The organism is Mesorhizobium sophorae, assembly GCF_002270415.1.
Classification (GTDB): domain Bacteria; phylum Pseudomonadota; class Alphaproteobacteria; order Rhizobiales; family Rhizobiaceae; genus Mesorhizobium; species Mesorhizobium sophorae.
Genome location: NZ_NNRI01000007.1, coordinates 1,375,881 through 1,402,589, shown reverse-complemented (window position 1 = coordinate 1,402,589; position 26,709 = coordinate 1,375,881). Strand labels below are relative to the sequence as shown.

The following is a 26,709-nucleotide window of genomic DNA, read 5'->3' as shown; positions in this document are numbered from 1 at the left end:
CGCTGTGGCTGCGATCAGTGATCGGGCGAAGCCTGCGCCAGCCAGGCGTCGAGCCGGTCCTGCTCGCGGCGCAGCGCGTCGATGTTGATCAGGCCGCGCGCCATGGCGAGATAGATCGCCCGCGTCCGCGAGTTGAACACGGATGCATCGCCGGCGCCGTCCTCCGGCGGCACGATACCGAGCTTGTCGTAGACATGCTTGATGCGGCTCTGCGCGCCGCGGATCGACAGGCCGCGGCGGGCGGCGATCGCCCGGTCGGTCAGGCCAAGCGCGATGTCGATCAGGCTTTCATATTCGCCGTCGGTGATTCCCTCGAACTTGTCCTGGACGCGGTGCTGGATGCCGCGGATCTCGCGGTCGATGATGCAGTGGCCCTCGCGGAAAACGCCGCGCAAGGCCGAGCGCATGCCCTCCTCCGTTGCCGATTTCAGCACATAGCCATAGACCGAGCCCGGCGGCACGATGCGCGCCACGCCGCGCACATAGGCCTCGTCGGCGAAATTCGACCAGAACAGGATGTGCGTGCCGGCGCGGCGGTTCCAGATCGCCCTGGCAACCTCGATCCCGGTCGCCTTCGGCATCTGCAGGTCGAGCACGACATGCGGCGGCTCGCGCTCGGCCGCCAGGTTGATGGCGTCCTCGCCGTCGCTCGCTTCGATCACCTCGACGTCGCCGGGCCACAATTGCTCGACGGTGCGCCGCGCGAAGGTGCGGTGCAGTCCGTCATTTTCGGCGATCATCACAAGCATCACATGGCCTCCGACACGGCGAGCTGGCCGGGCGCCGCTGCAGCTGCCGCAACCGGCAGCTCCCGCGACGGCCGGCGGTCGATCTCCACGACGACACGCGTGCCGCCACTCTTGCGGCCGGCCTGCCCGATGCGCAGCCGCGCACCGATCAGCGCGGCGCGCGTATGCATGTGGCCAATGCCGCCATGGGCGGCCGGATCGACAGTGCCACAGCCCTGGCCGTCATCGGTGACGATCACCCGCAGCACGCTTGCCGTCGACGCCAGCAGCACATCGATGCGGCGCGGCGCGGCGTGGCGAACCGCGTTGTTGATGGCTTCCTGCACGATCCGGTAAAGTGCCGTGCGGACGGGCTCCGGCAGATTGTCGGCGCCGCCGTCGCTGGTGTCGGCGATGCGCACGGCGATAGGCGGCTTGGCTCTGGCGACACTGCGGTTGAGATGCGCTTCGACCGCGTCGCGCAGGCCGAACAGTTCGAGCACGCTCGGCCGCATGTCATCGACTATGTGGCGCAGTTCCGTCAGGCAGCCGGCGACCTCCTGCTCGAGGTCTGCCAGCTGCGCCGCCCGCGCCACGCCCTGGCCGCGCAGGGCCGAAAGCTGGCGTGCGATGCGGGCGAGGTCGGCAAGCGTCTGGTCATGCAGGTCCATCGCCATGCGCCGGCGTTCGCGCTCCATGCCTTCGGTCAGCTGCGAGGCGCCGACGCGCAGCAATTCGACGCGGTTGCGCGCCTCGCTCTCGGCAAGCATGGCGCGGCGCGCCTCCTCGGTCTGGATCAGCGCAAAGATATAAGGCGCGATCAGGTCGGCGCATTGCTGGGCGACCGCGACATCGGCAAGCGTGTAGCAGCCAACCTCGTGCCGGCTGATGTTCAGCGCCCCGATGATGCCGCCGCGCGCCCTGAGGGGCACGACGATGCGGCTGCGCAGCTTGGCGGCGAAGATCGGTCCGTCGATGGCCGTGGCGAAATGGAAGCGCTCGTCGCGCAGCGCGTCGTCGGAGAGCAGATATGCCACCTCGCCCCACAGCACCGAGCGAATCGGGCTGACTTCGGTCGGCAGCGGATGCTGGGCAAGCTCGCTCCAGCTGGTGTGGAAGCCGGCTTCATAACAGGCATGCCTGCGCCCGTCATGCGACAGCACCGCCAGATCCATGTGGTCGTGCGGAATGAGCGTTCCGATCTCGATGGCTGTGGCGCGAAACGCCGTGCCGGGATCGATATGGCCGGCAAGCGCCGCCGAAATCGCCAGCAACCGGTCGATCAGGACCAGGGACACCTCCGGCATGGCTTCGCGATCCTCCCGTACCGGGAATAGTGGACGCTACGCGGCGCCCCTGTCAACGAGGGCGCCATTGGCCGTGGCGATCAACTTGCGGTGCAACGATTGAAAAGGGTTCGCGTCCTGGTCTAGGGAAAGGGCCAGGAGATCGCAATCGAATGCCAGTGACGCCAACCGTTGCTCCGGGCGCCCCGGGAATTCCGGCCCGCTGGACGTCAAGCGCCAAGAGTGGCGTTGGAACGTCCCTTTCGCCAAACGGCCATATCTGGTTCACGATCAGCCATGGCATTCTCAACGAGATCTACTATCCGCACCTCGACAGCGCCTGCACGCGCGACCTCGGCCTGATCGTCACCGGCCCCGACGGCTATTTCTCCGAAGAAAAACGCGATGCTGTGCACGCCGTCGAGCCATTCGAGGACGGCGTGCCGGCCTACAGGCTGGTCAACACCGCGACTGACGGCGCCTACCGGATCGAAAAGCGCATCCTCGCCGACCCGGCGCGGCCCGCTTTGCTGCAGGAAATTACCTTCACAGCGCTCAAGGGTGCCGCAGGCGACCATCGCGTCTACGCCTTGCTGGCGCCGCATCTCGTCAATGCTGGCATGGGCAACACCGCCTGGGTCGGTGACCACAAGGGAAAACCTGTGCTGTTCGCCTCGGGGCGCGGCACCTGCCTGGCGCTGGCCTCGTCACTGCCCTGGCGAACCGGCTCGGCCGGCTATGTCGGCGTCTCCGACGGCTGGCAGCAGCTCCACAATACAGGCGAGCTCGATCCGGCCTGCCAGCGGGCCGAGGACGGCAATGTCGCGCTGACCGGCGAGATCGGCTTTACCCCTTCCAAGACAACGGCCGTGCTGGCGCTGGGCTTTGGCGCGACATCGGACGAGGCGGCCGAAAATGCCTTCGCCAGCCTGAAGCAAGGCTTTGAGCACGCCGCCAAAGCCTACGTCGAGAGATGGCGCAAATGGCAAAAGAGCCTGCTGCCGCTGGACCGGCATGGCGAATCCGGGATCAACTTCTATCGCGTCTCGACCGCGGTCCTGTCGACCCACCGGTCGATCGCGATACCGGGTGCGGCGGTCGCCAGCCTTTCGATTCCGTGGGGCTTCAATAAGGGTGACGACGACCTCGGCGGCTACCATCTGGTCTGGCCGCGCGATCTGGTCGAGACGGCCGGTGGTTTTCTCGCCGCCGGCGATGCCGCGTCGGCCCTGCAAATCCTCGACTATCTCAGCTCCATCCAGCAGCCGGACGGCCACTGGCCGCAGAACGCCTGGCTCGACGGATCGGCCTATTGGCCAGGCATCCAGATGGACGAATGCGCCTTCCCGTTGCTGCTGGCCGATGCGCTGCACCGCGCCGGGCACCTGCCGCAAGCCAGGCTGCTCGCCTTTCAGCCGATGATCGAGCGCGCCGCCGGCTATGTCGTGCGCAACGGACCCGTCACCGGTGAGGACCGCTGGGAAGAGGATGCCGGTTACAGCCCGTTCACGCTTGCCGTCGAGATCGCGGCACTGCTTGCCGCGGCCGACCTGCTCGACGGCTGCGGCAAGCAGGTCGCCGCGACCTATCTGCGCGAGACCGCCGATGTCTGGAACGACCAGGTCGAGCGTTGGACCTATGTCACCGGCACGGCACTCGGCAGGCAGGCCGGCGTCGGCGGTTATTATGTGCGCATCGCTCCACCCGACAGCGCCGAGGCCGGTTCGCCGAAGGACGGCTATGTCCCGATCAAGAACCGGCCGCCCGGCGATACTGACCAGCCAACCGAGGCGATCGTCAGCCCGGACGCACTGGCTCTCGTCCGCTTCGGCCTGAGGGCAGCCGACGATCCGCGTATCGTCGACACGGTCACGATCATCGATGCGCAATTGCGCTGCGACCTGCCGCAGGGGCCGCTCTGGTACCGCTACAATGACGATGGCTATGGCGAGCATGAGGATGGCGCACCCTTCGACGGCACCGGTCAGGGCCGGCCGTGGCCGTTGCTCGCCGGCGAACGCGCCCATTACGAGCTTGCAGCCGGACGCAAGGACAGAGCTGTAGACCTGCTGGCTGCGCTGGAAGGCTCGGCCGGGCTGGGCGGCCTGCTGCCCGAACAGGTCTGGGACGGCGCCGACATGGCCGAGCGCGAACTGCTGCACGGTCGCCCCTCGGGCAGCGCCATGCCGCTGGTCTGGGCGCATTCGGAGCATATCAAGCTGTTGCGCTCGTTGCGCGATGGCACGGTCTTCGACATGCCGCCGCAAGGCGTCAAGCGCTACATCGAGGACAAGACCGTGTCGCCGTTCAGGACATGGCGCTTCAACAACAAGATCCGCACGCTGCCGGCCGGCAAGACGCTGCGCGTCGAGCTCTTGGCCCCGGCGACGGTTCGCTGGAGTAGCGATCACTGGGCGACCGCCGCCGACAGCCAGACGATCGAGAACGCTTTCGGCATCCATCTTGTCGACCTGCCCACGGCCAGCCTCCCCTGCGGAAGCTCGCTGATCTTCACTTTTTTCTGGCCCGAAGCCGGCGATTGGGAGAATGTCGACTTCTCCGTCATATCAGGCGATCAGGATAGCCAGTCGATCCTTCCTCGATAAACCCAGTAAATCTCCAGGAAACAGGGACGAAACCATGCAGATCGGAATGATGGGATTGGGCCGGATGGGCGCCAACATGGTCCGGCGCCTGATGCGCGACGGCCACGAATGCGTCGTCTACGACATCAACCCGGCCAGCGTCGCGGCTCTGGTGACCGACGGCGCTTCAGGAACGGCATCCATGGAAGAATTCGTCGGCAAGCTGGTCAAGCCGCGCTGTGTGTGGCTGATGCTGCCGGCGGCGATCACCGGCAAGATCATCGATCAGGTCGCCGCCCTGATGGAACCAGGCGACATCATCATCGACGGCGGCAATTCCTACTATCACGACGCCGTCGACCAGGCCGCGAAACTGGCCGCCAAGGGTATCCATCTTGTCGATGTCGGAACCAGCGGCGGTGTCTGGGGCCTTGAGCGTGGCTATTGCCTGATGATCGGCGGTCCCGACGTGGCGGTGCAGCACCTTGATTCGATCTTTGCCACGCTGGCGCCCGGTGCCGATGCCGGCTCCAATCCGCCCAAGGATGCCGGGACCGCACCCTTTGGCTATCTGCATTGCGGGCCGAGCGGTGCCGGCCACTTCGTCAAGATGGTGCACAACGGCATCGAATATGGCGTGATGGCCGCCTATGCAGAAGGCATGAACATCCTGAAGTCGGCCAATGCCGGCAAGCGGCAACGAACGGCGGACGCCGAGACCAGCCCCCTGGAAAACCCTCAATACTACCAGTTCGACGTCGACCTCCCTCAGGTGGCCGAGGTTTGGCGGCATGGCAGCGTCATCGGCTCCTGGTTGCTCGATCTCACCGCGGGCGCGCTGAAGAATGATCCGGGCCTGGCGAATTTCGGCGGCCGCGTCTCGGATTCCGGCGAAGGCCGCTGGACGCTGAAGGCGGCGATCGACACCGGCGTGCCGGCGCCGGTTCTGTCCTCGGCGCTGTTCGACCGCTTCTCCTCCCAAGGCGAGTCCGAATTCTCCGACAAGCTGCTCTCGGCAATGCGTTATGCCTTTGGCGGCCATGTCGAGAAGCCGAAGTCCGGCTCGTGACGGCGGCAGGGGAGACACGCCGATGACCCCGGAACGGTCCGACACGCTGGTGCTCTTCGGAGCCACCGGCGACCTCGCCCACAAGAAGATATTTCCAGCCCTTTACCAGATGGTGGCCAAGGGTACGCTCACCGAACCGGTGATCGGCGTGGCGTTCGACGCCTGGGACCTTCAGCAATTGCAGGCGCGCGCCCGCGACGGCATCGTCAATGCGCTCGGCAAGATCGACGAAAAATTGTTCGCCAAGTTCGCCTCCCTGCTGCGCTATGTCAGCGGCGACTACCGCGATCCGGCGACGTTCGAGAAACTCAAAAGCGCGCTCGGCACCGCCCAGCGGCCGCTGCACTACATGGCGGTGCCGCCGACCATGTTCGAGACCGTCGTCCAGGGACTGGAGCAATCGGGCACGGCTCGTGGCGCGCGGCTGATGGTGGAAAAGCCCTTCGGCCACGATCTGCAATCGGCGCGCTGGCTGAACCGGGTTCTGCATCTGGTTTTCGACGAACAGTCGATCTTCCGCATCGACCATTATCTCGGCAAGGAAGCGATCCAGAACCTGCTCTATTTCCGCTTTGCCAATTCCTTTCTGGAGCCGATCTGGAACCGCAACTTCGTCGAGAGCGTGCAGATCACCATGGCCGAGGATTTCGGCGTCGAGGGGCGTGGCCGCTTCTATGACAACGTCGGCTGCATCCGGGACGTCATCGAGAACCATCTGCTCAACATCCTGTTGCTGCTTGCCATGGAGCCACCCGTCGGCCGATCCGCCGACGATTTGATCGACGAGAAGGTGCAGGTGCTGCGGGCGATCCGGACCTTGGCGAAAGACGATGTCGTGCGCGGTCAGTTCACCGGCTATCTGGCCGAACCCGGCGTGGCACCGAACTCACCGGTCGAGACCTTTGCGGCGGTGCGTTTCTTCGTCGACACCTGGCGCTGGCAGGATGTGCCGTTCTTCATCCGCGCCGGCAAGAACATGCCGGTGCATGTCACCGAAGTGGTGGTGCGGCTGAAGCGGCCGCCGCTCGACGTCTTCGATCCGATCAAGCCGGCCGACCAGAACTACGTTCGCTTCCGCATCGATCCGCAAGTGGTGATCGCCATCGGCGCCCAGCGCAAGGCGGCGGGCGACGACATGATCGGCGAACAGGTCGAACTGACGGCGCTCGACGACAGCAAGAGCGACATGCCGCCCTATGAGCGGCTGATCGGCGATGCCATGAACGGCAACGGCCAGTTGTTCACCCGCCAGGACGCCAGCGAAATGGCCTGGCGCATCGTCGGCCCGGTGCTCGGCGACACCACGCCGCCGCACGTCTATGAACCGCTCACATGGGGTCCGGCGGACGCGATGGCCGGGTTCGGGCCGCCCAATGGCTGGATCGATCCGGTAAAGTGAGTGGAGGTGGCGCAATGCCCAAAGCGGTGAAGCAACCGGCATCGGACGCTGAGAAGATCGTGCTTGCGATCGACATTGGCGGCTCGCATGTCAAGATTCTCAGCAGCGCCGGCGGCGTGGAGCGGCGCGCCGACTCCGGGCCCGGCCTGACGCCGCAGCAGATGACCGATACGGTAAAGAAGTTAGCCGAGGGCTTGTCCTACGACGTCATCTCGATGGGCTACCCCGGCCCGGTCAACCACAACAGGCCACTCACCGACCCTGCCAATCTAGGCAAGGGTTGGGCAGGCTACGATTTCGCCGCGCAATTCGGCAAGCCGGTGAAGGTGGTCAACGACGCGCTGATGCAGGCCATCGGCAGTTATGAAGGCGGCCGCATGCTGTTCATCGGGTTGGGAACCGGTCTCGGTGCCGCGATGATCGTCGACAATGTCGCCCAGCCGATGGAACTCGCCCATCTTCCCTACAAGAAGGGCAAGAGCTTCGAGGACTATGTCGGCGAACGCGGCTTGGAAAAGCGCGGCAAGAAGAGATGGCGCAAATATGTCTTCGACGTCGTCGACCGGCTCCGCGCCGCCATGCAGCCTGACTACGTCGTCATTGGCGGCGGCAATGTCGAGAAGCTCGATGAATTGCCCGCCGACAGCCGGCGCGGCGACAACACACGCGCCTTTGAAGGCGGATTTCGTTTGTGGCGCGACAAAGCGCTGATAGTCTGATATTGTTATTGTTTAATATAGTTGTTCAAAATAACGTGTGCCGCGGCATCAAGTCATTGCGCTGCGCAGATTTGCCGACTAGGAATTCCGCGCCACAACAACGCTGCCGTCTCGTGGATGCACAAAGGACGCCGCAGCATTTTGATTTTGCGCATGATCCTTTCCGGGAATCGAATCCGATTTTCAGGTCATTCGCTTTAGACGGAGAAATAGATTGACCGACGATAACGACAGCGCCCGTAAGGACATCGACCTGCTCGAGCTGACCGCTCACATCGTGTCCGCTTACGTCGAGAAGAACCGCCTGCCCGCTTCTGGTCTCGCCGATCTCATCGCCAGCGTCAGCACGTCGATAAGCGGGCTCGGCCAGCCGGTGGTCCCGGTGGCGGCACCGCTGGTCCCAGCGGTCAACCCCAGGAAATCGGTAACACCGGATTTCATCATCTGCCTCGAGGACGGCAAGAAGTTCAAATCCCTGAAACGGCACCTCGGCGTGCATTTCGGCCTGACGCCGGACGCCTATCGCGCCAAATGGGGCTTGCCGGCCGACTATCCCATGGTCGCCCCCAACTATGCCGCTTCGCGTTCGCTGCTGGCGAAGTCGATCGGCCTCGGCCGCAAGGCCGCCGAAGTCGTGCCCGCCAAGGGCAGGGGCAGGAAGAAGGCCTCGGCCTGAGCAATTCGGTCCTGAGCCAACACTTAGGACGACTGGAACAGAAGCCTGCCGGCGAATCCGCCTTGGCAGGCTTCATGTTTTTATGGCTTGGATGAACCGGACGGTTCTTTGGGGGAAGCCATGAACTACACCAGGATGGTGATTGAGAAAGAGGCGCCGGAAGAATACGGCTACGACCGGATCCGCTACAATCTTTCCGAAAGTTCGATCGCCGACCAGAAACTCTCCGATATCGGCCTGTCCTTGCCCGATCTCACGCTCTTCTACGGCGAGCATCGCGGCGACAAGGAATTGCGCGCGCAGATCGCCGCGCAGGACGCCGGCGTCTCGCCCGATGATGTGCTGGTCACCGCTGGTGCTGCTGGCGCCCTGTTCATCATCTCGACCTCGCTGTTGTCGCAGAGTGATCATCTGGTCGTCATCAGACCCAACTACGCCACCAACATCGAGACCCCAAGGGCGATCGGCTGCGCCATCAGCTTTGTCGATCTGGCCTTCGAGGACGGCTTCGCCATCGATGTCGGCCAGGTCGCGGCCGCGATACGGCCGAACACCAGGCTGATCAGCGTCACCTGCCCGCACAACCCGACCGGCACGATGATGAGCCGCGCCGACCTCGACGCCCTGGTCGCGCTCGCCGAAAGCAGGGACTGCCATCTGCTGGTCGACGAAACCTATCGCGACCTCTCCTATGGCAAGCGCCTGCCGTCCGCGGCATCGCTGAGCCCGAAGGCGATCAGCGTCTCGTCGCTGTCCAAGGCCTTCGGCATTCCCGGCATCCGCATCGGTTGGCTGATCACCAGGGATGCGGAACTTCAGGAGAAATTCCTCGCCGCCAAGGAGCAGATCGGCATCTGCGGCAGCGTCATCGACGAAGGCATCGCGCGCGGCATGCTGGAGCGCCGGGACACGTTCCTGGCGACGCTGCTGCCAGAAATGGCCAGGCGCCGCGACATCGTCCAGGCCTGGATCGACCGCGAGCCGCTGGTCGACTGGGTGCGCCCTGAAGGCGGTGTCGTCGGCTTCCCGCGCCTGAACGTCGATCCCGACTTCGACCTCGACCGGTTCTATGTGAACCTGCTGGAAAACCATGGCGCCTATGTCGGGCCCGGCCATTGGTTCGAAATGCCAAAGCGCTTCTTCCGCGTCGGTTTTGGCTGGCCGACGGAAGCCGAGTTGAGGAGCGGCCTCGACGCTATCTCCGCGGCGCTCAGGCAATAACGTCCTCGTGTAATCAACGGAACAGGGTGAAATTTCGTTGATCCAGCGCTGATTTTGGCGCACATCGCGCTGCGAACTTTGTTAGAAATTCCCTTGGCCGGAACAGCGCCCATCCGGGAAGTGCCCCGCCGGCCATCGCATCGGCCCGAAAATCGGTTCCGATTTTCGGAAAGCACGATGCGAAAACCAAAGTGTTGGAGCGTACTTTGTGCGTCCGATTGGACGCACGTCGCTCCAATGCCATCGCAACGGGGCCTCGATCCATGACTGCCGCACAAACCTCGCCGGACCAGCGCTATGCCGCGTTCCGCCACCGCTCCTTCCTGAGCTATTGGGCGGCGCGTTTCCTCACCACCTTCGCCACCATGATCGTGTCGGTCGCGGTCGGCTGGCAGATGTATGACCTTACGAGGGATCCTCTCGATCTCGGGCTGGTCGGCATCGTCCAGTTCCTGCCGTCGCTGCTGCTGGTGTTGGTCACCGGTGTCGTCGCCGACCGCTTCGGCCGCCGCCTGATCATGGCGCTGGCGGTGGTGGTGGAGGCGATCTGCGCGCTGACGCTGCTGTTCCTGACACTGCATGGCATCAGCGGACCGCTGCCGATCTTCGTCGTGCTTGCCATGTTCGGCGTCGCCCGCGCCTTTTTCGGCCCGGCCTCGGCCTCGCTGTTCGCCAATCTCGTGCCACCTGAGGATTTCGCCAACGCCATCGCCTGGAACTCGTCGGCCTGGCAGACGGCGACCATCGTCGGCCCGGTCGCCGGCGGTCTGCTCTACGGCGTGTCGGCGGAAGTCGCCTATGGCACCGCCGCCGTGCTGATGCTTGCGTCCGGGTTGCTGATCTTCACCATCCCGAAGCCCGCGCAACGCACCGAGACCGAGAAGCCGACGCTGCAGAACCTGTTCGGTGGGTTCAGCTATATCTGGAGCGAGAAGATCGTGCTGGGCGCCATCTCGCTCGATCTGTTCGCCGTGCTTTTGTCGGGCGCCTCGGCACTGCTGCCGATCTATGCGCGCGACATCCTCCAGCTCGGCCCCTGGGGCTTAGGCCTGCTGCGCTCGGCGCCGGGCGTGGGCGCCATCTGCGTCGCCATCTGGCTGGCCGGCCATCCGATCCGCAACCATGCGGGGCTGATCATGCTCGGCTTCGTTGCGGCGTTCGGCGCCTTCACCGTGCTGTTCGGCCTGTCGACCATCACCTGGCTGTCGATCGCAGCGCTCGCCTTCCTTGGCGCTACTGACATGTTCAGCGTCTATATCAGGGAGACCTTGATCCAGTTGTGGACGCCCGACCATGTGCGCGGCCGCGTCAACGCCGTGAACCAGGTCTTCGTCGGCGCCTCCAACGAGGTCGGCGAATTCCGGGCCGGCACGATGGCGGCGTTGATCGGCACGGTGCCGGCCGTCGTGGTCGGCGGCGTCGGCGCGATCGCGGTCGCCGGGCTGTGGATCGTGCTGTTCCCGCAACTGCGCAAGGTGCGCCACCTCAACGGGCGAAACTGACGTCTATCGCAGCGCCGGCTTACCGAAGATCGTGCGCAGGAATTCATCCAGCCAGCGCTTGAGATGCATGTCCCAGATCAGCCGGCCGCCGAGATGATCGCGGCCGGGCTGCGCCCCGGGCAACTCGAAGCGATGCGCGCCGCGCACCACCCAACGCTGCATCATCGCCCTGGTCAACTCGCCATGGAACTGGATGCCCCAGGCATTGTCGCCATAGCGGAAGGCCTGGTTGGGATAGGTCTCGGCCGTCGCCAGCAGGGTCGCGTCCCTGGGCAGCGAAAAACCCTCGCGGTGGAACTGATAGACCATCTCCGGCCAATGCATCAGGGTCTTGCCGGCTTCGGTCGCCTTCAGCGGATACCAGCCGATCTCGACCAATCCTTCGCCGTGACCTTCGACCTTGCCGCCGAGATGGTTGACCAGCATCTGCGCACCAAGGCAGATGCCTAGGAACGGCCGGTTCTCCTTGAGCGGTACTTCCAGCCAGGCGGTCTCACGGCGGACGAACTCGTCCTCGTCATTGGCGCTCATCGGTCCACCGAACACCACCGTGCCGGCGTGGCCGTCCAGCGTTTCCGGCAGGGTATCGCCGAGCGGCGGGCGACGGATGTCGAGCTCGAAGCCTTCTTCCAGGAGCATGTGGCCGACACGTCCGGGGCTCGAATTCTCCTGATGCAGCACGATCAGGATTTTTGGCTTCGAACTCGTTTGGCGCAGCATGGGCAGGCGAAATCCGTTTATTCGTCGCTCGACGTTCCGGTGGCGCCGGGTGCCTGCTCCGCCGCCTTGCGACGTGCCTCTATGCGGTCGCGGCGTTCGACGCCGATCAGCTCGGCGACGCGCCAGACCGTATTGTCCTCCAACTCGTGCAGCTCGCCATCGGCGTAGACGATCTCCCACATCAGGCCGATGAAGGCCTTGCGCGCCTCGGCGTCGAGATGGCGCTTCAAGACACTGGTGAAGGCATAGAGATCGATCGCCTCATTGTCGGCCCGCTCGCCGGCGGCGGCGAGTGCTTCGAGTTCGGCGCCGCTAATCGAGTAGCTCTGGGCCAGCACCGCCTTGAACCGCTCCCACTCGACATCCTGGCGCACGCCATCGGCATTCATGACGTGATAGAGGAGCGCCGAAGCCGCAACGCGCGGATCGTCGCTGCTGGCATGCGTGCCGGCGCCGGCCGGCAAATCCCTCAGAAATGACAGAACGCGTTCAAACATATCCTATTCCTCAACGGCCCTCACGGCCGGCCCAACTCAAAACAACCGAAACCGACGCGGCGATTTTTCCGCTTCCTCGTCCGGATCGACGCCGGGATCGTCCGGCAGCCGCGCATGCTCCTCGGCCGGCTCGACCGCTTCCGCGTTGGTCGGCACCTCGGCGAAGGCGGCGGCCGTGATCGGCCGGACATGATCTTCCTCGCGGGCCTCAGCCTCCTTGCCCGCCGAAATCTCGCCGCCAGCGTCATCGATCACCTCGACCGGCCTCTCGCTCACCGGCTTTGCCAGCGCTTCGATGACCGCCACGGGGGCGGCCGCTGCATCATCATGGCTGTCGATCAGCTGGCCGAGACGCTGCATCGGCGCGCGCCACTCGAAGGCGTCGAGCCGGCCGGTGACCGGCGATACCGGCACCCACCGCTCCGAAACGACGCCATCGGCGACCCAGGCCGGATCGCGCGGCGCCCGCACCGCCCTGGACAGAAGCTGCCGCACCTTGCCCTGGTCGCCGGTATCGGCCTCCTCGATGTCGGCCAATAGCAGATAGGCGCCCTCGCGGCGGTCCATCCTGATCGCTGCCTCGGCCTCGCGGCGGGCAGTCGAAAAATCCAGCGCGTCAAGTGCTGCGCGCGCCACCGTCATCGACGACTCGGCGTGGTTCTTCTTCATCTCCTGCAGCTTCTTCGCCCGGTTGAGGCGGTCGAGCACGGCGTCGCCCGGCCGTGCATGGGTATAGAGCTCGGCGATCTCAGGATGCGGCTCGGCCCTCCATGCCGTCTCGAGGATTTTCGAGCCCTTGCGCACATCGTTCTGCTTGAACAGCGCGGCGGCGGCGGCAACGGCGGCGGGGGCGAAGTCCGGCCGCAGCCGGTTGGCCTCGATTGCCGCGGTTCTGGCGGCAGTCGGATCGCTACCGGCAAGCGCCTGCGCCTTGGCCGTCAACAGCACGGCGCGACGGCGGTTGGCGGCATCGCGTTCGATCTGCCGTGTCGACTTCTGAGCGTCGACCAGTTTCAAGGCACCGTCCCAGTCGCCGCGCGCGGTCAATTCTTCCAGCGTCGATTCGGCCGCCCAGGCCAGTTGCGGTGCCATGACGGCGGCGCGGCCGGCATAGTGCCTGGCGGCGTTGCGGTCGCCAAGCCGTTCGGCCTCGAGATAGAGCCCGCGCAGGCCGAGTAGCCGCATTTCGGGATCGTCGAGCATGCTCTCGAATTTCTGCCGCGCGCCTTCGTGATCGCCTTCGAGCAACGACGCCTGCGCCTCGAGCAGATGGATCAGTGGCTCCTGGTCGGAGCGGATCAGCTTGGCCGCTTCCTTGGTTTTCTTGCGAGCCAGTGCGCCGTCACCGGCGCCGGCGGCGATCATGCCGGTCGACAGCGCCTGATAGCCACGGTCGCGGCGGCGCACGCGGAAATAGCGCGAAATGGTGTAGGGGCTGTTCCACAGCGACTTGATCAGCCACCAGAAGATCATCACCGCGGCGACGACGGCAACGACGGCCACTGCCGCCACCATCAGGCTGACCTGGTACTGGTAGCCGCTGAAAGTGACGACCATGTCGCCCGGCCGGTCGGCCAGCCAGGCAAAGCCCAGCCCGAGCGCGAAAACGACGATGAGGAAGGCCAAGAGGCGGATCATGGTGTTGCCCTCATGCCTTCATCGCGCCGGAGATCAGCGCGTCGACCTGCGTTTCGACCTCGATGCGTGCTTTCAGTTTGCCGGCAAAGTCGGCACCGGCCGCCTTCACGGCTTCGGGCAGCGTGCCATACTCGCTGAGCGCCTTGGCATAGTCGCCCTGGTTGACGGCCACCTCCATGCGCGCGACGGTTTCCGGTGCACCGGCACCTTCGACGGCGCCGATCGGCCGGACCTTGACCAGCGATTCGGCGCTCGACAAAAGGTTCTGCAGGAAGCCGGCATTCTCGTCGACAGGCGTCGCGGCGGCAACCATGGCATTGGCCGCGGCATCCGCTTGCGATGCGATCTCGGCCCGGGTGGGAACGCCTTTTTCAGCGTAGGTGCGCAGTGTCGCCAGTTGCGGCGCATCCGGCGAGATCGCGGCAAAGGTTTCGAGTTCCGCCGAGAATGGCGCGCCACGGTCGAGCGCGGACTTGAGCGCCGAGGCGGCGATGGCGAGGGCGATCTTCGGCTGTCCCGCCGCCGCCTCGACCTTGCCGGAAAGCTGCGACACCGACTGCTCCAACGCGGTGAGCCGGCCATCCAGCGCCGTCGTCGCTTCGCCGGCTGACTTCGCCTGCGCGTCGAGACCAGCCAGTTTTTCGTTGAGCGGGCCGAGATCGACCGGTGCCGTGCCGCCGGCCTTACCTAGGGCGGCGACCGCGGTTTCGATCTGCTTGATCTTGTCGCCAAGCGCTGCGAGCCCGGCAGTGTCGCCCGCTCCACCGGATTCGACCGCCGACTTCAGCGCCGCGACATCGGTCTTGACCTGATCCAGCGCCGACGACAGGCCATCGACCTTGGCCGACGCGTCGGTGTTGCCGCCCGTTTCCTTCAGGCCGGCGATTTCGCGATTCAGCGCGGCGATCTCGCTGTTGACGCCGTCGAGCGATACGCCGGAACTGGACCCCGGCGCGCCGAGCAGCCCGGCATATTGCAGGCCACCCGCGCCGACCAGCGCGATGACGCCGCCTATGATGCCGGCGGCAATGCCATTGAGGCCGCTACGCTTTGCCGGTGGTGTTGGCACCATTCTGTCGTCCCGTGTCTCGGTTCTCGCCTTGTTGTCGTCGGCCTGGGAGCGCTTCGCCGACGCATCCTCGAAATTGTAGTCGAAGGCTTTGGTCTTGTTGGCCGGCGCCTCGGACGCTCCGGGATAGGCAGGTTCAGCTTCGCTGGCGCCCTTGGCTGCCGCTTCTGCGGCCGTCGCCGCTGGCTGCTCCGATTCGGCCTGAGCGTTCGTATGCTCCCAGGGCTCGAGATCGGTCTGGTCGGCATGCACCGGTTCTTCGGGAATCTCGGCCTGCGAGACGGCCTCCTCCGGCGCCTCTTCGGCGCCGGCCTGGGGCTTGGCGGCGTGCTCGTCGGCGATGCGCGAGACCGCGCCGGGCTCGAGATCGATGGTCACCGGCTCGCGGCGGCCTTTCGAGTGTCGCATCTTCGGCGTCTTGACCATGCTTGGGCTCCGCACAATTCGCTTCGTCTCAACGCCTGGCGGCGCATGATGGTTCAGAAAATGGTCTAGCACATCACCAAGCGGTGAAAAGGGGCGGTGTGATGACGCGGCTCAGGGCCGCGCCCGCAAAAGTGCCAGCAGCGTTTCCTCGTCGGGCTGCGCGGCAGTACGGATTCTTTCATCGGGGGTATCGTCAAGCGCTGCCGCAATGCGCGCGGAAAGGGCGAAAAACCTTGTCTTTTCAAGAAGCCCTTGCAGAGCGGACCGCCTGGCCAAGATCCGCATCGCGGCGGCGGCCTTGGCTGAATATAGCAGCACCGCATCGGCGGGTTGGCCGGACAGGCGCTCGAGGACGGCTTCATCGGAATAACCCACCGCGACCGTGTCATATGTCTCGACGGCATGGACCTGGACACCTGCCGCCTTCAGCCTTTGTTCGAACACCGGAAAGCGTACGCGTCCGCAGAGATAGACGATGGTCATCCCCGAGAGATGACCGGCAAGACTGGCGGCAAGCGCCTCGGCATCGCCCGGGCCTTCGCTGACCGAGGAGAACCCCGCTTTGCGAGCCGCTTCCGCCGTCCTTGTTCCGACGGCATGGCAGGGCAGACCGGCAAGCGCCGCGATGAGCTCCCTGGAAGCAAGCCGCACGGCGTTGGCGCTGGTGATGACCGCCGCGACGGCATTGCCTGGAAGCAGTCCGGCATCGACCGGCAACGCCGCCGTTTCGGTCAAGGGCAGAAGTATCGGCTGGAACCCTGTCTCCTGAAGCCGCTGTGCCGTGCGCGAAGCGCCCGGTTCCGGTCTCGTCACCAGGACGCGAAGCATTTCAGAGCCAGCCGTCGAAGAACTTTTCGCCAGCCTTGGCCCGCACGGTCCGGGCGGCTTCCTGGCCGATGCGAGCAGCATCCTGCGCCGGTCCCTTGAGCTCGACCGTGTGCCACTGCGTACCGTCGGGCGAGATGATCAACCCGGCGAAGGACAGCTTTCCGGCCTCGATCGCCGCATAGCCGGCGATCGGCGTGCGACAGGAACCATCGAGCGCCGCCAGGAAGGCACGCTCACAGCCGAGCGCTTGGCCGGTCGGCGCATCATGGATGGCCGCCAGCATCTTTTCGACGTCGCCATCGCCGATGCGGGTCTCGATGCAGATCGCGCCTTGTCCCGGCGCCGGCGGAAAGATGTCGAGCGGCATCAGGTCGGTGACGACGTGGTCGAGCCCGAGCCGCTTCAGCCCGGCATAGGCCAGGATGGTGCCGGCGGCCACGCCTTCATCAAGCTTGCGCAGGCGCGTCTGCACATTGCCGCGGAACATCACCACGTCGAGATCCGGCCGCATCCGGCGGATCAGCGCCTGTCGCCGCAGCGATGACGAGCCGACTTTCGCTCGATGCGGCAGGTCGGCAATGGCATTCGCCGCCTTGCCGATAAAGGCGTCGCGCGCGTCCTCGCGCGGCAGGAAGGCGCTGAGTTCCAGGCCTTTCGGCAGTTGCGTCGGCATGTCCTTCGACGAATGCACGGCGATGTCGATCCGGCCCGCCAGCAGTGCCTCCTCGATCTCTTTGGTGAACAGGCCCTTGCCGCCGGCCTCCGACAGCGGCCGGTCCTGGATGCGGTCGCCGCTGGTCGAGATGACGACGATCTCGAACGCTTCCGCCGGCATGCCATGCGCCGCCATCAGCCGCGCCTGCGTTTCATGCGCCTGTGCCAGCGCCAGCGGGCTGCCGCGTGTTCCGATTCTCAAGATTGTTTGCATGGCGTGCGGTCCGTGATAACCCCCGGGCAGACCGAGGCCTTTCCGGGCTTTCTCCTAATGGGGAAAGCGCCGGCAGACAATCTCTAGGGACAGCGACGAATTGATCCGCGTTCTGGGCATTGAGACGAGTTGTGACGAGACCGCTGCCAGCGTCGTGGCGCTGGACGGTGACGCTGCGCCAAAAATCCTGTCCAACATCGTGCTCAGCCAGATCGAGGAGCATGCCGCCTTTGGGGGCGTCGTGCCGGAGATCGCGGCGCGCGCCCATGTCGAGGCGCTGGACGGTATCGTCGAGGCAGCCCTTGCCGATTCGGGCACAGCACTTGCCGATATCGATGCGATCGCAGCCACTGCCGGCCCCGGTCTGGTCGGCGGGCTGATTGTCGGGCTGATGACCGCCAAGGCGATCGCCGCAGCGGCGAACAAGCCGCTGATCGCCATCAACCACCTCGAAGGCCATGCCTTGACCGCAAGGCTGACCGACGGGCTCGATTTTCCCTATCTGCTGCTCCTGGTCTCCGGTGGCCACACGCAGATCCTCGCCGTGCGCGGCGTCGGCGACTATCAGCGCTGGGCAACCACCATCGACGATGCGCTCGGCGAAGCCTTCGACAAGACCGCCAAGATGCTCGGCCTGCCCTATCCCGGCGGACCCAATGTCGAGAAGGCCGCCCAAACCGGCGATGCGTCGCGCTTTGCCTTTCCGCGTCCGATGAAAGGCTCGGCCCAGCCCGACTTCTCCTTTTCCGGCCTGAAGACCGCCGTGCGCCAGGCGGCGACAGCCATTGCGCCCTTGAGCGACCAGGATGTCGCCGACATCTGCGCTTCGTTCCAGGCAGCGGTGGCCGATGCGCTGGCCGACCGTGTCGCGCGTGCGCTGGCGCGCTTTCGCGAGACGTTTCCCGGCACCAAAAATCCGGCCCTTGTGGTTGCCGGCGGTGTTGCCGCCAACCTCACCATCAAGGCGACGCTGGAGCGGCAGTGTGACGAGGCCGGTTTCACCTTCGTCGCGCCACCGCTCAAACTGTGCACCGACAATGCGGCGATGATCGCCTGGGCGGGCATCGAGCGGTTGCGCCAAGGTATGGCGCAGGAAAACGGCTTCGACTTCGTGCCGCGCTCGCGCTGGCCGCTGGACAGCATTTCGACGCCGATGGTCGGCTCCGGCCGGCGCGGAGCCAAGGCATGAGTGGCCGGGACGAGAACAGCCAAGACATGGGAAAACTGGGTAAAAGCGGCTGGCGCGTCAGCGTGCTTGGCGGTGGCGCCTGGGGCACGGCGCTGGCGCTGGCCATGCTGCGTGCCGGCCATTCGGTGCGGTTGTTCGCCCGCGACCCCGAAACCGTCGCCGCGATCGATCGCGGCGAGAACCCGCGCTATCTGCCCGGCATCGCCATCGCGCTCGGCATCGACGCGACGAGCGACATCAAGGCGGCACTCACTGGCGCCGATTGCGTGCTGGCGGTGACGCCGGCGCAATCGCTGCGGGCAACGCTGGCGGTCGCGAAAGGCCACGTGCCTGCCGATATTCCGCTCGTCCTCTGCGCCAAGGGCATCGAGCGCGACACCGGCGCCTTGCTGTCGGCGATTGTCGGCGAGATCCTGCCGCAAAATCCGGTCGCCGCTCTGTCGGGTCCAAGCTTCGCCACCGATGTCGCCCGCGGCCTGCCGACTGCGGTGGTCGTGGCCGCCCGCGACGAGGCATTGGCCGCGGACCTCGCCGCCCGCTTTTCGGCGGAGAATCTGCGCTGCTATTCGAGCGACGACCTCATCGGCGTCGAGATCGGCGGCGCCTTGAAGAACGTCTTCGCCATCGCCGCAGGTGCTGTCACCGGGGCGGGGCTCGGCGCCAGTGCCCAGGCCGCCATGGTGACGCGCGGCTTCGTCGAACTGCGGCGCATCGGTGCCGCGTTCGGCGCCAGGCCCGAAACGTTGATGGGCCTGTCCGGCCTTGGCGACCTGCTGCTCACCTGCTCGTCGACCCAGTCGCGCAACTTCGCCTATGGGCTGGCGCTGGGGCAAGGCAAGCCGCTTGCCGGATTGCCGCTGGCGGAAGGCGTGCCGACGGCGGCGATCGCCGCCCGCATCGCCACCGAGCGAAACATCGACGCGCCGATCATTGCCGCCGTGGCGGCCATACTGGACGGCACCATCACCATCCGGCAGGCTGTGACAGCCTTGATGACCCGGCCGCTGAAGACCGAAACCGACGATTGATCCCCACAACATCGATCCCACGACCAGGAGAAAGACCATGCTGTTTGCTTTGATTTGCAAGGACAAGCCCGGGAGCCTGCAGGTACGCCTCGACACGCGTCCCGAGCATATCGCCTTTCTCGAAGGGTTGAACGGCGACAAGAAACTGGCTTTCGCCGGTCCCTTCCTTGACGCCGAAGGCAAGCCCAATGGCAGCCTCGTCGTCGTCGAGGCACCGGACCTGGCAGGGGCACAGGCCTTGTCGGCCGCCGACCCGTACGCCAAGGCCGGACTGTTCGACAGCGTCGAAATCCGCCAGTGGAACTGGACGTTCAACAAGCCGGCGGCTAGTTAATTCCGGTCGCTGGCGGACGCACGCCAAGGAGGAGCAAAAGAAATGAACTACTGGCTGTTCAAATCCGAACCCTCGGTCTTCTCCTTCGAGGCGCTGAAGGCGAAGGGCAAGGCCGGCACGCAATGGGATGGCGTGCGCAACTATGCCGCGCGCAACAACATGAAGGCCATGCAGATCGGCGATCTCGGCTTCTTCTACCATTCCAACGAGGGGCTGAACGTGGTCGGCATCGCCGAAGTCTGCGCGCTTGCCCATCCCGACACCACGACCGACGACCCGCGCTGGGAATGCGTCGACATCCGTGCCTTCAAGGACGTGCCGAACCCGCCGACGCTGGAAGAGGTCAAGGCCAATCCAAAGCTTGCCGAAATGGCGCTGGTGCGGCTCGGGCGGCTTTCCGTGCAGCCGGTGACGCCGGCGGAGTGGAAGGAAGTCTGCCGCATGGGCGGCCTGACACCCGCTCCGTGACGGCGCTCACACCAGACAGCGCGAAACAATTCATCCTCGACAACACGGCGCTGATGGCGCCGCCGCATGTGCCGGAAATCCTGCTTCATCTTGCCGATGAGGCGCATGATTTGTGGCAGCGGACGGAGGATGAGCTGGTCGAGATCGGCCTGCCGCCGCCCTTCTGGGCCTTTGCCTGGGCCGGCGGCCAGGGCCTTGCCCGCTACATCATCGACAATCCGGCTATGGTGCGGGGAAAGCGTGTGCTCGACTTCGCTTCCGGCTCCGGCCTTGTCGCCATTGCTGCGGCCAAGGCCGGTGCTGCCGGCGTGATCGCAACCGATATCGATCCTTTCTGTGCAACCGCGATCCGCCTCAATGCGCAGGCCAACGATGTCGGGATCGACTTCCTCGGCACCGATTGCATCGGCACCGATGCGGGATGGGACGTGATCCTGGCCGGCGATGTTTTCTACGACAATTCATTCGCCGTCCGGCTGATGCCGTGGTTCGCAACGCTGAAGGCGCGCGGCGCCGAGATCCTCGTCGGCGATCCCGGCCGGTCGTATATGCCGAAGGCAGGGCTGGAACCGCTTGCGGTCTATGAAGTGGCCGTCACCCGGGCATTGGAGGATTCACTGGTCAAGCGCACCACCGTCTGGCGGTTTGCTTGACGCCTTCGCCGAACAGGCGTTCCATCAGATTTGCATTGGAGGGGGACGCATGGATTTTGAAGCAGTGAACTGGCTGGCGGTGATCGCCGCCGCCGTCGTCGCATGGTTGTTCGGCGCCGCCTGGTACATGGGCCTGAGCAAGCCGTGGCTGAAGGCCGCCAGGCTCGATCCCGCAACAATGAAGAAATCACCGCTGCCCTTCGTCATCAGCTTCATCGCCGAACTGATCATGGCCTACATAATGGCCCTGGTGGTCGGCGCGATGACCGGCGGCGAGCCGACATTGCTCGCCGGACTTGTTTTCGGCTTCGTGCTTTGGCTGGGCTTCGTCGCCACGACGCTCTCGGCCAACCATCGCTACCAGGATTTCGGGTGGGACCTGACCCTCATCGACGGCGGCCACTGGCTCGGCGTGCTGCTGATCATCGGCGTGGTCATCGGCTGGTTCGGCGCGGCGGCAGGCTGACAACCTGCCGCGATCGTCAGGTCTGCGTCCTGGCGACTTCCTCGAGAATCCATTCGCGAAAGGCGGCGATGCGTGGATCGTCGGCAGTGCTCTCGGGATAAACCAGGAAATAGGCGAACTCGGCTCCCACCCTCAGGCCGAGTTCAAAAGGCTGCACCAGTCTGCCTTCGGAGAGGTCGTTTGCCACCATGGCGAAGTCGGCGAGTGCGACGGCATTGCCCTCGATCGCCGCCTGAACGGCGTCGGTGGAGTTCCTGAACACGATGGTGCGGCTGTCGTCGAAATCGTTGATGCCGGCCGCCGCCATCCACATCCGCCAGTTCGGCCATGTCACGCCTTGCCGCGCCCATTCGATATGGGCAAGCGTGTGGTTGAAGAGGTCACGCGGCTCGCGCAGCGGCGGACCGGACGTCAGCAGGCCCGGGCTGCACACCGGGATAATGATGTTGTCGAACAGGCGATGGGCGCGAAGGCCCGGGTACTTCCCGACGCCGAACCGGATGCCGACATCGACGTCGTCGAGCTCGAAATCCCGCACCTCGTAGGCGATGTCGAACCTGAGCTCGATATTGGGCTGATGCCTGCGAAAATCGTCGACGCGCCGCATCAGCCATTTTGACGCGAACTGGGCGTCGAGCGTTACCTTCAGCAGTGTCGTGCCGCGCGTCAGCTTGCGCGCCCGCGAGACGGCTCGGCCAAGCAGGTCGAGTGCATCGATCGATGCCTCGAACAGCACCGTGCCCGCCGCAGTCAGCCGGATGGTGCGGCTGGTGCGGGTGAACAGCACGATGCCCAGTTGATCCTCGATTTCCTTGATCTGATGGCTGACCGCTGCTGGCGTCAGGCCGAGCTCGTCGGCGGCACGCGTGAAGTTGAGGTGCCGGGCGGCGGCTTCCAGCGTCCTCAGCGCTCGCGTTCCAGGCAGCAGGCGGGACATGCCATCCTCAAATAAAACTTGACGATCTCGAAAGAACTACTCGTTTCTCATTTAAATTTCAATGCGGCATGATCCAGCCATCGCAACACCATCAAACCGGATTTGATATCCGGATGAAACGGATCACGCCATGTCCCACATTGTCTTGAATGCGCCGGTATCCACGCCGGCCTGGCTTAACGCGGTGCTTGACTGGTTTCGACATGCCAGGGTCGCCATCCGCCTCGCCCGCCACGAAATAGCCCACCAGAACGTCGAGAACCTCTCCGATCGCCAGCTACGCGACATCGGCGCCGAGCGCCGTAACGTCGCCCGCGCCGTGGACAGGGAAATGGGTCGGCTGGGCCTGCTCGACATCGGCTGGCAAAAGCCGCGCCGGCCGAACGGTTGATTGCTCAAAGGGCTGTTGAGATTCAGGTCAGGCCGAGCCGAAAATGACGGGTTCCGAGAACCGGAGTGGAGCGTACTTGACGTACGTGAGCACCGGAAGCGCAGGAAATCGTCATTTGCAGGCCGGCATCACCTGAATATCAATGGCCCTTACCTTACTACCCTCATCACCGTCCTATCCGACAGCAGCGGCAGCAGCCGCGCCATCGTGCGTGCGGTCACCGCCACACACCCTTGAGTCGGCGTGAAGCCGGGGCGCGCCAGATGGAAGAAGATGGCGCTGCCGCGCCCACGCCGGCGTGGCGCCAGGTTCCAGTCTAGCACCAGGCAGGCGTCATAGAGGCGGTCGTCGCGCCGCATGCGTTCGTGGCTGGCGCCATAGGGGATCTTGACCGGCCTGTTATAGTTGCGGTCGTCAGGCACTTCGCACCAGCCCAGATCAGGCCCGATCGGCGTCATCGCCAAACGGGTTTTGCGGCCACTGGAGAACTGATCTCCCCGGAAGTAGCCCGACACGATCCGCATCGGGCCAAGCGGCGTGGCGCCGTCGCCTTCACGCTTGTCGGCCGAGATGCCGCCCCGCCCCAGCGCACACGCAAACACCGTTCTGCCGGCCTGCAGCAGGCCCTGGCTTGGGTTTCCGGGCCTCGCCCGCACGGTCACCACGCGCAGCTCTTTTCGCAAAATTGCGCCGGCTGCATTGCTATCGCGTTTTTTCTTGTATGATCGTGCCACGGAACAAATCACTGTGATCGGCTGTTGTGCTGGTCAGCTTCCGCATAAAGAGACAGCGGTCAACTGAATTTTCTTTTCAAAACAACGGATTGATCCATGACTTCACGCACCATTCTAATCGTCGACGACGATGACGACCTGCGCGGCACTCTGGTCGAGCAATTGTCCCTCTACGAGGAATTCGACGTGCTGCAGGAATCGACTGCGGCAAAAGGCGTCGCCACCGCGCGCGGCGGCCTCATAGATCTGCTCATCATGGATGTCGGGCTGCCCGACATGGATGGCCGCGAAGCGGTGAAGATCCTGCGCAAGGGCGGCTACAAGGCGCCCATCATAATGCTGACCGGCCACGACACCGATTCCGATACGATCCTTGGTCTCGAGGCCGGCGCCAACGACTATGTGACGAAGCCGTTCCGCTTCGCCGTGCTGCTGGCGCGCATCCGGGCGCAATTGCGCCAGCATGAGCAGAGCGAGGACGCCACCTTCTCGGTCGGGCCCTACACCTTCAAGCCCAGCCAGAAACTGCTGATCGACCCGCGCGGCGGCAAGGTGCGGCTGACGGAGAAGGAGGCCTCGATCATCAAATATCTCTATCGCGCCGACCAGAAGGTGGTGACACGCGACGTGCTGCTCGAGGAGGTGTGGGGCTACAATTCCGGCGTCACCACGCACACGCTGGAAACCCACGTCTACCGGCTGCGCCAGAAGATCGAGCGCGATCCTTCCAATGCGGAAATTCTTGTGACAGAAAGCGGTGGCTACAAGCTGGTTCCTTAAACATTTCATTATCCAATCAGCGGCCGGGCGGGACCGCATTCGGGTACGATCCAGTCGGAGGGGGTTGTGGATCGTATCGCAGGGGAGGGAATGGACTGACCGTTCGGGGACACAGCTAGATGGCGTTGGATGACGACATTCGCATCCTGTCCGCCGTGAGGCTCTTCGAGGGCTTCACGCAGGAGCAGTTGCGTCTGCTCGCCTTCGGCGCCGAGAACACAATATTGCTTGCCAACCACAAGCTTTACCGCGAGGACGACGAGGCCGATTCCGCCTATGTCGTGGTCAGCGGGCGCATCCTGCTCTATCGAGAGCAGAACGGCGAACGCATCCCGATACGTTCGGTCGGCCCCGGCGCGATCCTGAGCGAACTGGCATTGATCGCCGACAGCAACCGGCTGACCAGCGCGTCGGCCGAAATCGATTCGGAAGTGATACGGCTCAGCCGCAAGATGTTCCGCCGCATCCTGGAAGAATATCCGGAAATCGCGGTGAATCTCCACCAGCGTATCTCCGAGGAATTTCAGACACTGATCCGCCGTATCGAGGAACTGGCGCCCCGCTTCTCTGACTAGCGGCAGCGATGAGCTGGTCATCCCGCTGCCAGGACCTTAGGGGTGAGGTCGGCCGCGTCGTAGCTTTAATCGAGATCGAAGCGCGCTATGACCGGCACATGGTCCGACGGCCGCTCCCAGCCGCGCGCCAGGCGCAGGATCTCGTAGCCGGCAAAATCAGCCACCAGATTTGGCGACGACCAGACGTGATCGAGCCGCCGGCCACGGTCAGAGGCCTGCCAGTCCTGCGCGCGATAGCTCCACCAGGTGTAGAGTTTCTGCTCCAGCGGAATATTGAGCCGCATCAGGTCGACCCAGTTGCCGGCCAGCCGCATCGCCTCGAAGCTTTCCGTTTCGACCGGCGTGTGGCTGACCACGTTGAGCAACTGCTTGTGCGACCAGACGTCGTGTTCGAGCGGGGCGATGTTGAGGTCGCCGACAAGGACCGAGCCGGACACCTCGTCATGCTCGGCACGGATGGCATTCATCTCGGCGACGAAATCGAGCTTGTGCTTGAACTTCCTGTTGATGACAGGATCCGGTTCGTCGCCGCCTGCCGGAACGTAGAAATTGTGCAGCAGGATGGCCTTGCCGCCGGCTCGCACCGTCACTGACAGATGCCGGCTGTCCTCGATCTCGCAGAAGCGGCGCCTTTCGACCACCTCGATCGGCCGCCGCGCCACCGTGGCGACGCCGTGGTAGCCCTTCTGGCCGTGGAAGGCGATGTGCTCGTAGCCGAGCTTGCGGAACGCCTTTTCGGGAAACAATTCGTCCGGAACCTTGGTCTCCTGCAGGCAGAGCACATCCGGCGCATGCTCGACAAGCAGGCGTTCGACGATCGGCATGCGCAGACGAACGGAGTTGATGTTCCAGGTGGCAATGGAAAAGGGCATTCGGCAATCCAGGACAGCGTATGGCCAGCCAGAACCGACAGGCCCTGGCGGGCAAGACGCCTTTTGACGGAGTCAGTCCGGGAAACTGCCAGCCGCAAGCCGCAAAGACAAGCCGGCCCCCGCCCAGCGAGGCGCGACCCAGGGCTTTCCACAGCTATTGACGCGATTGGTCCTGGGGCGGTTCATCGTTTCACGGAAACGTAGAACTGCTCTATCTCCTTGTTTTGGCGTGATTCCCCCAGGAAAGCACTACGCGCTTTTCCCGGGAAAACCGTTTCACACATTTCCTGTAATGCTCTACCGCGCCTTGGTGTTGACTTCGCGATTCGCGCTGTAGTCGATGGCGAAGGTGTCGGCGGCGAAGCTGACGCCTTCCTTGACGTTGAAGATCATCACCGTCGTGTCCTTGCCCTGTGCGTCGGTGATCGTCCACTGACGCAGCTCGTAGGATTTGGCATCGAACATCATCGTGATCTTCGAATTGCCGAACACCGATTTGTCGGCGAGCTGGATGGTGGTGAGGTCGTCTTCCTGCTTGACACTTTTGACGCGGTCGCCTGAGAGATCGATCCTGTCGTCGAGCAGCAGCTTCAGCGGCGTCTTCGACAGCGGATAGAGATCGGACGTGTTGAGCCTCTTGTTGAGGATGACCACCGACTTGCCGTCTGAAATCACCCGGAAATTTGACGCACCGTCATAGTTGAAGCGGATCTTGCCCGGCCGTTCGAGGAAGAACTTGCCGCCGGTCTGCTCGCCCTTGGGGCCGAACTGCACGAATTCGCCGCTCATCGATTTGACCGAGGAAAAATGGTCGGCGATCTTCTGTGCGGCCGGCGGCACGGCCGCTTGCGCCGAAGCCAGCAACTGGAAGCCGGGCATCACGTTGAAGGCTGCCGCCCCTGCAAACCCCAGGCCCAGCCCGAGCAACTGGCGCCGGGTGGGAGCAAAACTGCGGAGCGCTGAAGGATCGTTTTTCATGTCGGTCACTCTC

General features: G+C 64.5%; 28 protein-coding genes. 16 read left to right on the top strand and 12 right to left on the bottom strand.

Translation table 11 applies throughout. The annotated features are described in order from the left end of the window. Positions 1-14: 14 nt before the first annotated feature. Together CGZ66_RS11240 and CGZ66_RS11235 are read right to left on the bottom strand one after the other, a co-directional pair. Complete coding sequence (locus CGZ66_RS11240) at positions 15-749, bottom strand: response regulator transcription factor (RefSeq protein WP_095084079.1); 735 nt, start codon at positions 747-749, stop codon at positions 15-17. Continuing rightward, complete coding sequence (locus CGZ66_RS11235) at positions 749-2,035, bottom strand: sensor histidine kinase (RefSeq protein WP_095084078.1); 1,287 nt, start codon at positions 2,033-2,035, stop codon at positions 749-751. Before CGZ66_RS11235 ends, CGZ66_RS11240 begins: the two co-directional genes overlap by 1 nt. Before the next feature lie 152 nt (positions 2,036-2,187). Here CGZ66_RS11235 and CGZ66_RS11230 point away from each other — a divergent pair, with 152 nt between their 5' ends. The 7 genes from CGZ66_RS11230 to CGZ66_RS11200 all read left to right on the top strand — a co-directional run bounded on the left by CGZ66_RS11230 (position 2,188) and on the right by CGZ66_RS11200 (position 11,185). Continuing rightward, positions 2,188-4,620 carry a glucan 1,4-alpha-glucosidase gene (locus tag CGZ66_RS11230; RefSeq protein WP_095084077.1) on the top strand — a complete coding sequence of 811 codons (2,433 nt, stop codon included), beginning with the start codon at positions 2,188-2,190 and terminating at the stop codon, positions 4,618-4,620. Positions 4,621-4,654: 34 nt separating this feature from the next. Continuing rightward, entirely contained in the window at positions 4,655-5,668 is a 1,014-nt protein-coding gene (gene gnd / locus CGZ66_RS11225; protein ID WP_095084076.1) for a phosphogluconate dehydrogenase (NAD(+)-dependent, decarboxylating), read from the top strand. Between the two features lie 22 nt (positions 5,669-5,690). Then, the gene (gene zwf / locus CGZ66_RS11220; protein ID WP_095084075.1) at positions 5,691-7,067 is read left to right on the top strand and encodes a glucose-6-phosphate dehydrogenase; all 1,377 of its coding nucleotides are present in this window, start codon (positions 5,691-5,693) and stop codon (positions 7,065-7,067) included. A 14-nt stretch (positions 7,068-7,081) separates the two neighbouring features. Continuing rightward, positions 7,082-7,786: an ROK family protein gene (locus CGZ66_RS11215; protein WP_095084074.1), complete on the top strand. Its 705-nt coding sequence runs from the start codon at positions 7,082-7,084 to the stop codon at positions 7,784-7,786. Positions 7,787-8,000: 214 nt separating this feature from the next. After that, positions 8,001-8,462, top strand: a complete 462-nt coding sequence (locus CGZ66_RS11210; RefSeq protein ID WP_095084073.1) for a Ros/MucR family transcriptional regulator — start codon at positions 8,001-8,003, stop codon at positions 8,460-8,462. Between the two features lie 120 nt (positions 8,463-8,582). Beyond that, positions 8,583-9,683 carry an aminotransferase class I/II-fold pyridoxal phosphate-dependent enzyme gene (locus CGZ66_RS11205; protein ID WP_095084072.1) on the top strand — a complete coding sequence of 367 codons (1,101 nt, stop codon included), beginning with the start codon at positions 8,583-8,585 and terminating at the stop codon, positions 9,681-9,683. Positions 9,684-9,946: 263 nt separating this feature from the next. Beyond that, positions 9,947-11,185, top strand: coding sequence for an MFS transporter (locus CGZ66_RS11200; protein ID WP_095084071.1), 1,239 nt, complete (start codon positions 9,947-9,949; stop codon positions 11,183-11,185). Positions 11,186-11,188: 3 nt separating this feature from the next. On the opposite strand, the gene CGZ66_RS11195 is transcribed toward CGZ66_RS11200, so the two are convergent. From CGZ66_RS11195 to hemC, 6 genes are all read right to left on the bottom strand, one after another. Next, complete coding sequence (locus CGZ66_RS11195) at positions 11,189-11,905, bottom strand: glutamine amidotransferase (protein ID WP_095084070.1); 717 nt, start codon at positions 11,903-11,905, stop codon at positions 11,189-11,191. A 17-nt stretch (positions 11,906-11,922) separates the two neighbouring features. Continuing rightward, positions 11,923-12,402 (bottom strand): tellurite resistance TerB family protein, encoded by a 480-nt coding sequence (locus CGZ66_RS11190; protein WP_095084069.1) that lies wholly within the window; start codon positions 12,400-12,402, stop codon positions 11,923-11,925. Positions 12,403-12,438: 36 nt separating this feature from the next. After that, the gene (locus CGZ66_RS11185; RefSeq protein ID WP_095084068.1) at positions 12,439-14,040 is read right to left on the bottom strand and encodes a heme biosynthesis protein HemY; all 1,602 of its coding nucleotides are present in this window, start codon (positions 14,038-14,040) and stop codon (positions 12,439-12,441) included. A gap of 10 nt (positions 14,041-14,050) precedes the next feature. After that, on the bottom strand, positions 14,051-15,535 hold the full coding sequence (locus CGZ66_RS11180; RefSeq protein ID WP_095084067.1) for a COG4223 family protein: 1,485 nt from the start codon (positions 15,533-15,535) through the stop codon (positions 14,051-14,053). 111 nt (positions 15,536-15,646) lie between these two features. Continuing rightward, positions 15,647-16,363: a uroporphyrinogen-III synthase gene (locus tag CGZ66_RS11175; RefSeq protein ID WP_095084066.1), complete on the bottom strand. Its 717-nt coding sequence runs from the start codon at positions 16,361-16,363 to the stop codon at positions 15,647-15,649. 1 nt (position 16,364) lies between these two features. Beyond that, positions 16,365-17,291, bottom strand: coding sequence for a hydroxymethylbilane synthase (gene hemC / locus CGZ66_RS11170; RefSeq protein ID WP_095084065.1), 927 nt, complete (start codon positions 17,289-17,291; stop codon positions 16,365-16,367). Positions 17,292-17,391: 100 nt separating this feature from the next. Between hemC and tsaD the strand changes: the two genes are divergently transcribed. The 6 genes from tsaD to CGZ66_RS11140 are packed head-to-tail and all read left to right on the top strand — an operon-like array spanning position 17,392 to position 21,429. Beyond that, entirely contained in the window at positions 17,392-18,480 is a 1,089-nt protein-coding gene (gene tsaD, locus CGZ66_RS11165) for a tRNA (adenosine(37)-N6)-threonylcarbamoyltransferase complex transferase subunit TsaD (RefSeq protein WP_095084064.1), read from the top strand. After that, on the top strand, positions 18,477-19,508 hold the full coding sequence (locus CGZ66_RS11160; RefSeq protein WP_095084063.1) for an NAD(P)H-dependent glycerol-3-phosphate dehydrogenase: 1,032 nt from the start codon (positions 18,477-18,479) through the stop codon (positions 19,506-19,508). Before tsaD ends, CGZ66_RS11160 begins: the two co-directional genes overlap by 4 nt. A gap of 37 nt (positions 19,509-19,545) precedes the next feature. Next, positions 19,546-19,842: a YciI-like protein gene (locus CGZ66_RS11155; RefSeq protein ID WP_095084062.1), complete on the top strand. Its 297-nt coding sequence runs from the start codon at positions 19,546-19,548 to the stop codon at positions 19,840-19,842. 42 nt (positions 19,843-19,884) lie between these two features. Beyond that, positions 19,885-20,310 carry an EVE domain-containing protein gene (locus CGZ66_RS11150; RefSeq protein WP_095084061.1) on the top strand — a complete coding sequence of 142 codons (426 nt, stop codon included), beginning with the start codon at positions 19,885-19,887 and terminating at the stop codon, positions 20,308-20,310. A 53-nt stretch (positions 20,311-20,363) separates the two neighbouring features. Beyond that, a complete protein-coding gene (locus CGZ66_RS11145; protein ID WP_206073708.1) occupies positions 20,364-20,963 on the top strand; it encodes a class I SAM-dependent methyltransferase in 600 nt (199 codons plus the stop codon). Between the two features lie 49 nt (positions 20,964-21,012). Further along, the gene (locus CGZ66_RS11140) at positions 21,013-21,429 is read left to right on the top strand and encodes a DUF1761 domain-containing protein (protein WP_095084059.1); all 417 of its coding nucleotides are present in this window, start codon (positions 21,013-21,015) and stop codon (positions 21,427-21,429) included. A 16-nt stretch (positions 21,430-21,445) separates the two neighbouring features. Here CGZ66_RS11140 and gcvA read toward each other — a convergent pair whose 3' ends face one another. After that, positions 21,446-22,366, bottom strand: coding sequence for a transcriptional regulator GcvA (gene gcvA / locus CGZ66_RS11135; protein ID WP_095084058.1), 921 nt, complete (start codon positions 22,364-22,366; stop codon positions 21,446-21,448). Positions 22,367-22,496: 130 nt separating this feature from the next. On the opposite strand from gcvA, the gene CGZ66_RS11130 reads away from it, so the two are divergent. Next, entirely contained in the window at positions 22,497-22,757 is a 261-nt protein-coding gene (locus CGZ66_RS11130) for a hypothetical protein (protein ID WP_095084057.1), read from the top strand. 149 nt (positions 22,758-22,906) lie between these two features. On the opposite strand, the gene CGZ66_RS11125 is transcribed toward CGZ66_RS11130, so the two are convergent. Next, entirely contained in the window at positions 22,907-23,422 is a 516-nt protein-coding gene (locus CGZ66_RS11125) for a L,D-transpeptidase family protein (RefSeq protein ID WP_167392051.1), read from the bottom strand. Positions 23,423-23,587: 165 nt separating this feature from the next. Here CGZ66_RS11125 and CGZ66_RS11120 point away from each other — a divergent pair, with 165 nt between their 5' ends. Then, a complete protein-coding gene (locus CGZ66_RS11120; protein WP_023760937.1) occupies positions 23,588-24,271 on the top strand; it encodes a response regulator transcription factor in 684 nt (227 codons plus the stop codon). A 119-nt stretch (positions 24,272-24,390) separates the two neighbouring features. Beyond that, entirely contained in the window at positions 24,391-24,846 is a 456-nt protein-coding gene (locus tag CGZ66_RS11115) for a Crp/Fnr family transcriptional regulator (protein WP_095084055.1), read from the top strand. Positions 24,847-24,911: 65 nt separating this feature from the next. Here CGZ66_RS11115 and CGZ66_RS11110 read toward each other — a convergent pair whose 3' ends face one another. Both CGZ66_RS11110 and CGZ66_RS11105 read right to left on the bottom strand, forming a co-directional pair. Then, positions 24,912-25,718 (bottom strand): exodeoxyribonuclease III, encoded by an 807-nt coding sequence (locus CGZ66_RS11110; RefSeq protein WP_095084054.1) that lies wholly within the window; start codon positions 25,716-25,718, stop codon positions 24,912-24,914. Between the two features lie 297 nt (positions 25,719-26,015). Beyond that, a complete protein-coding gene (locus CGZ66_RS11105) occupies positions 26,016-26,696 on the bottom strand; it encodes an outer membrane lipoprotein carrier protein LolA (RefSeq protein ID WP_095084399.1) in 681 nt (226 codons plus the stop codon). Positions 26,697-26,709: the final 13 nt, after the last annotated feature.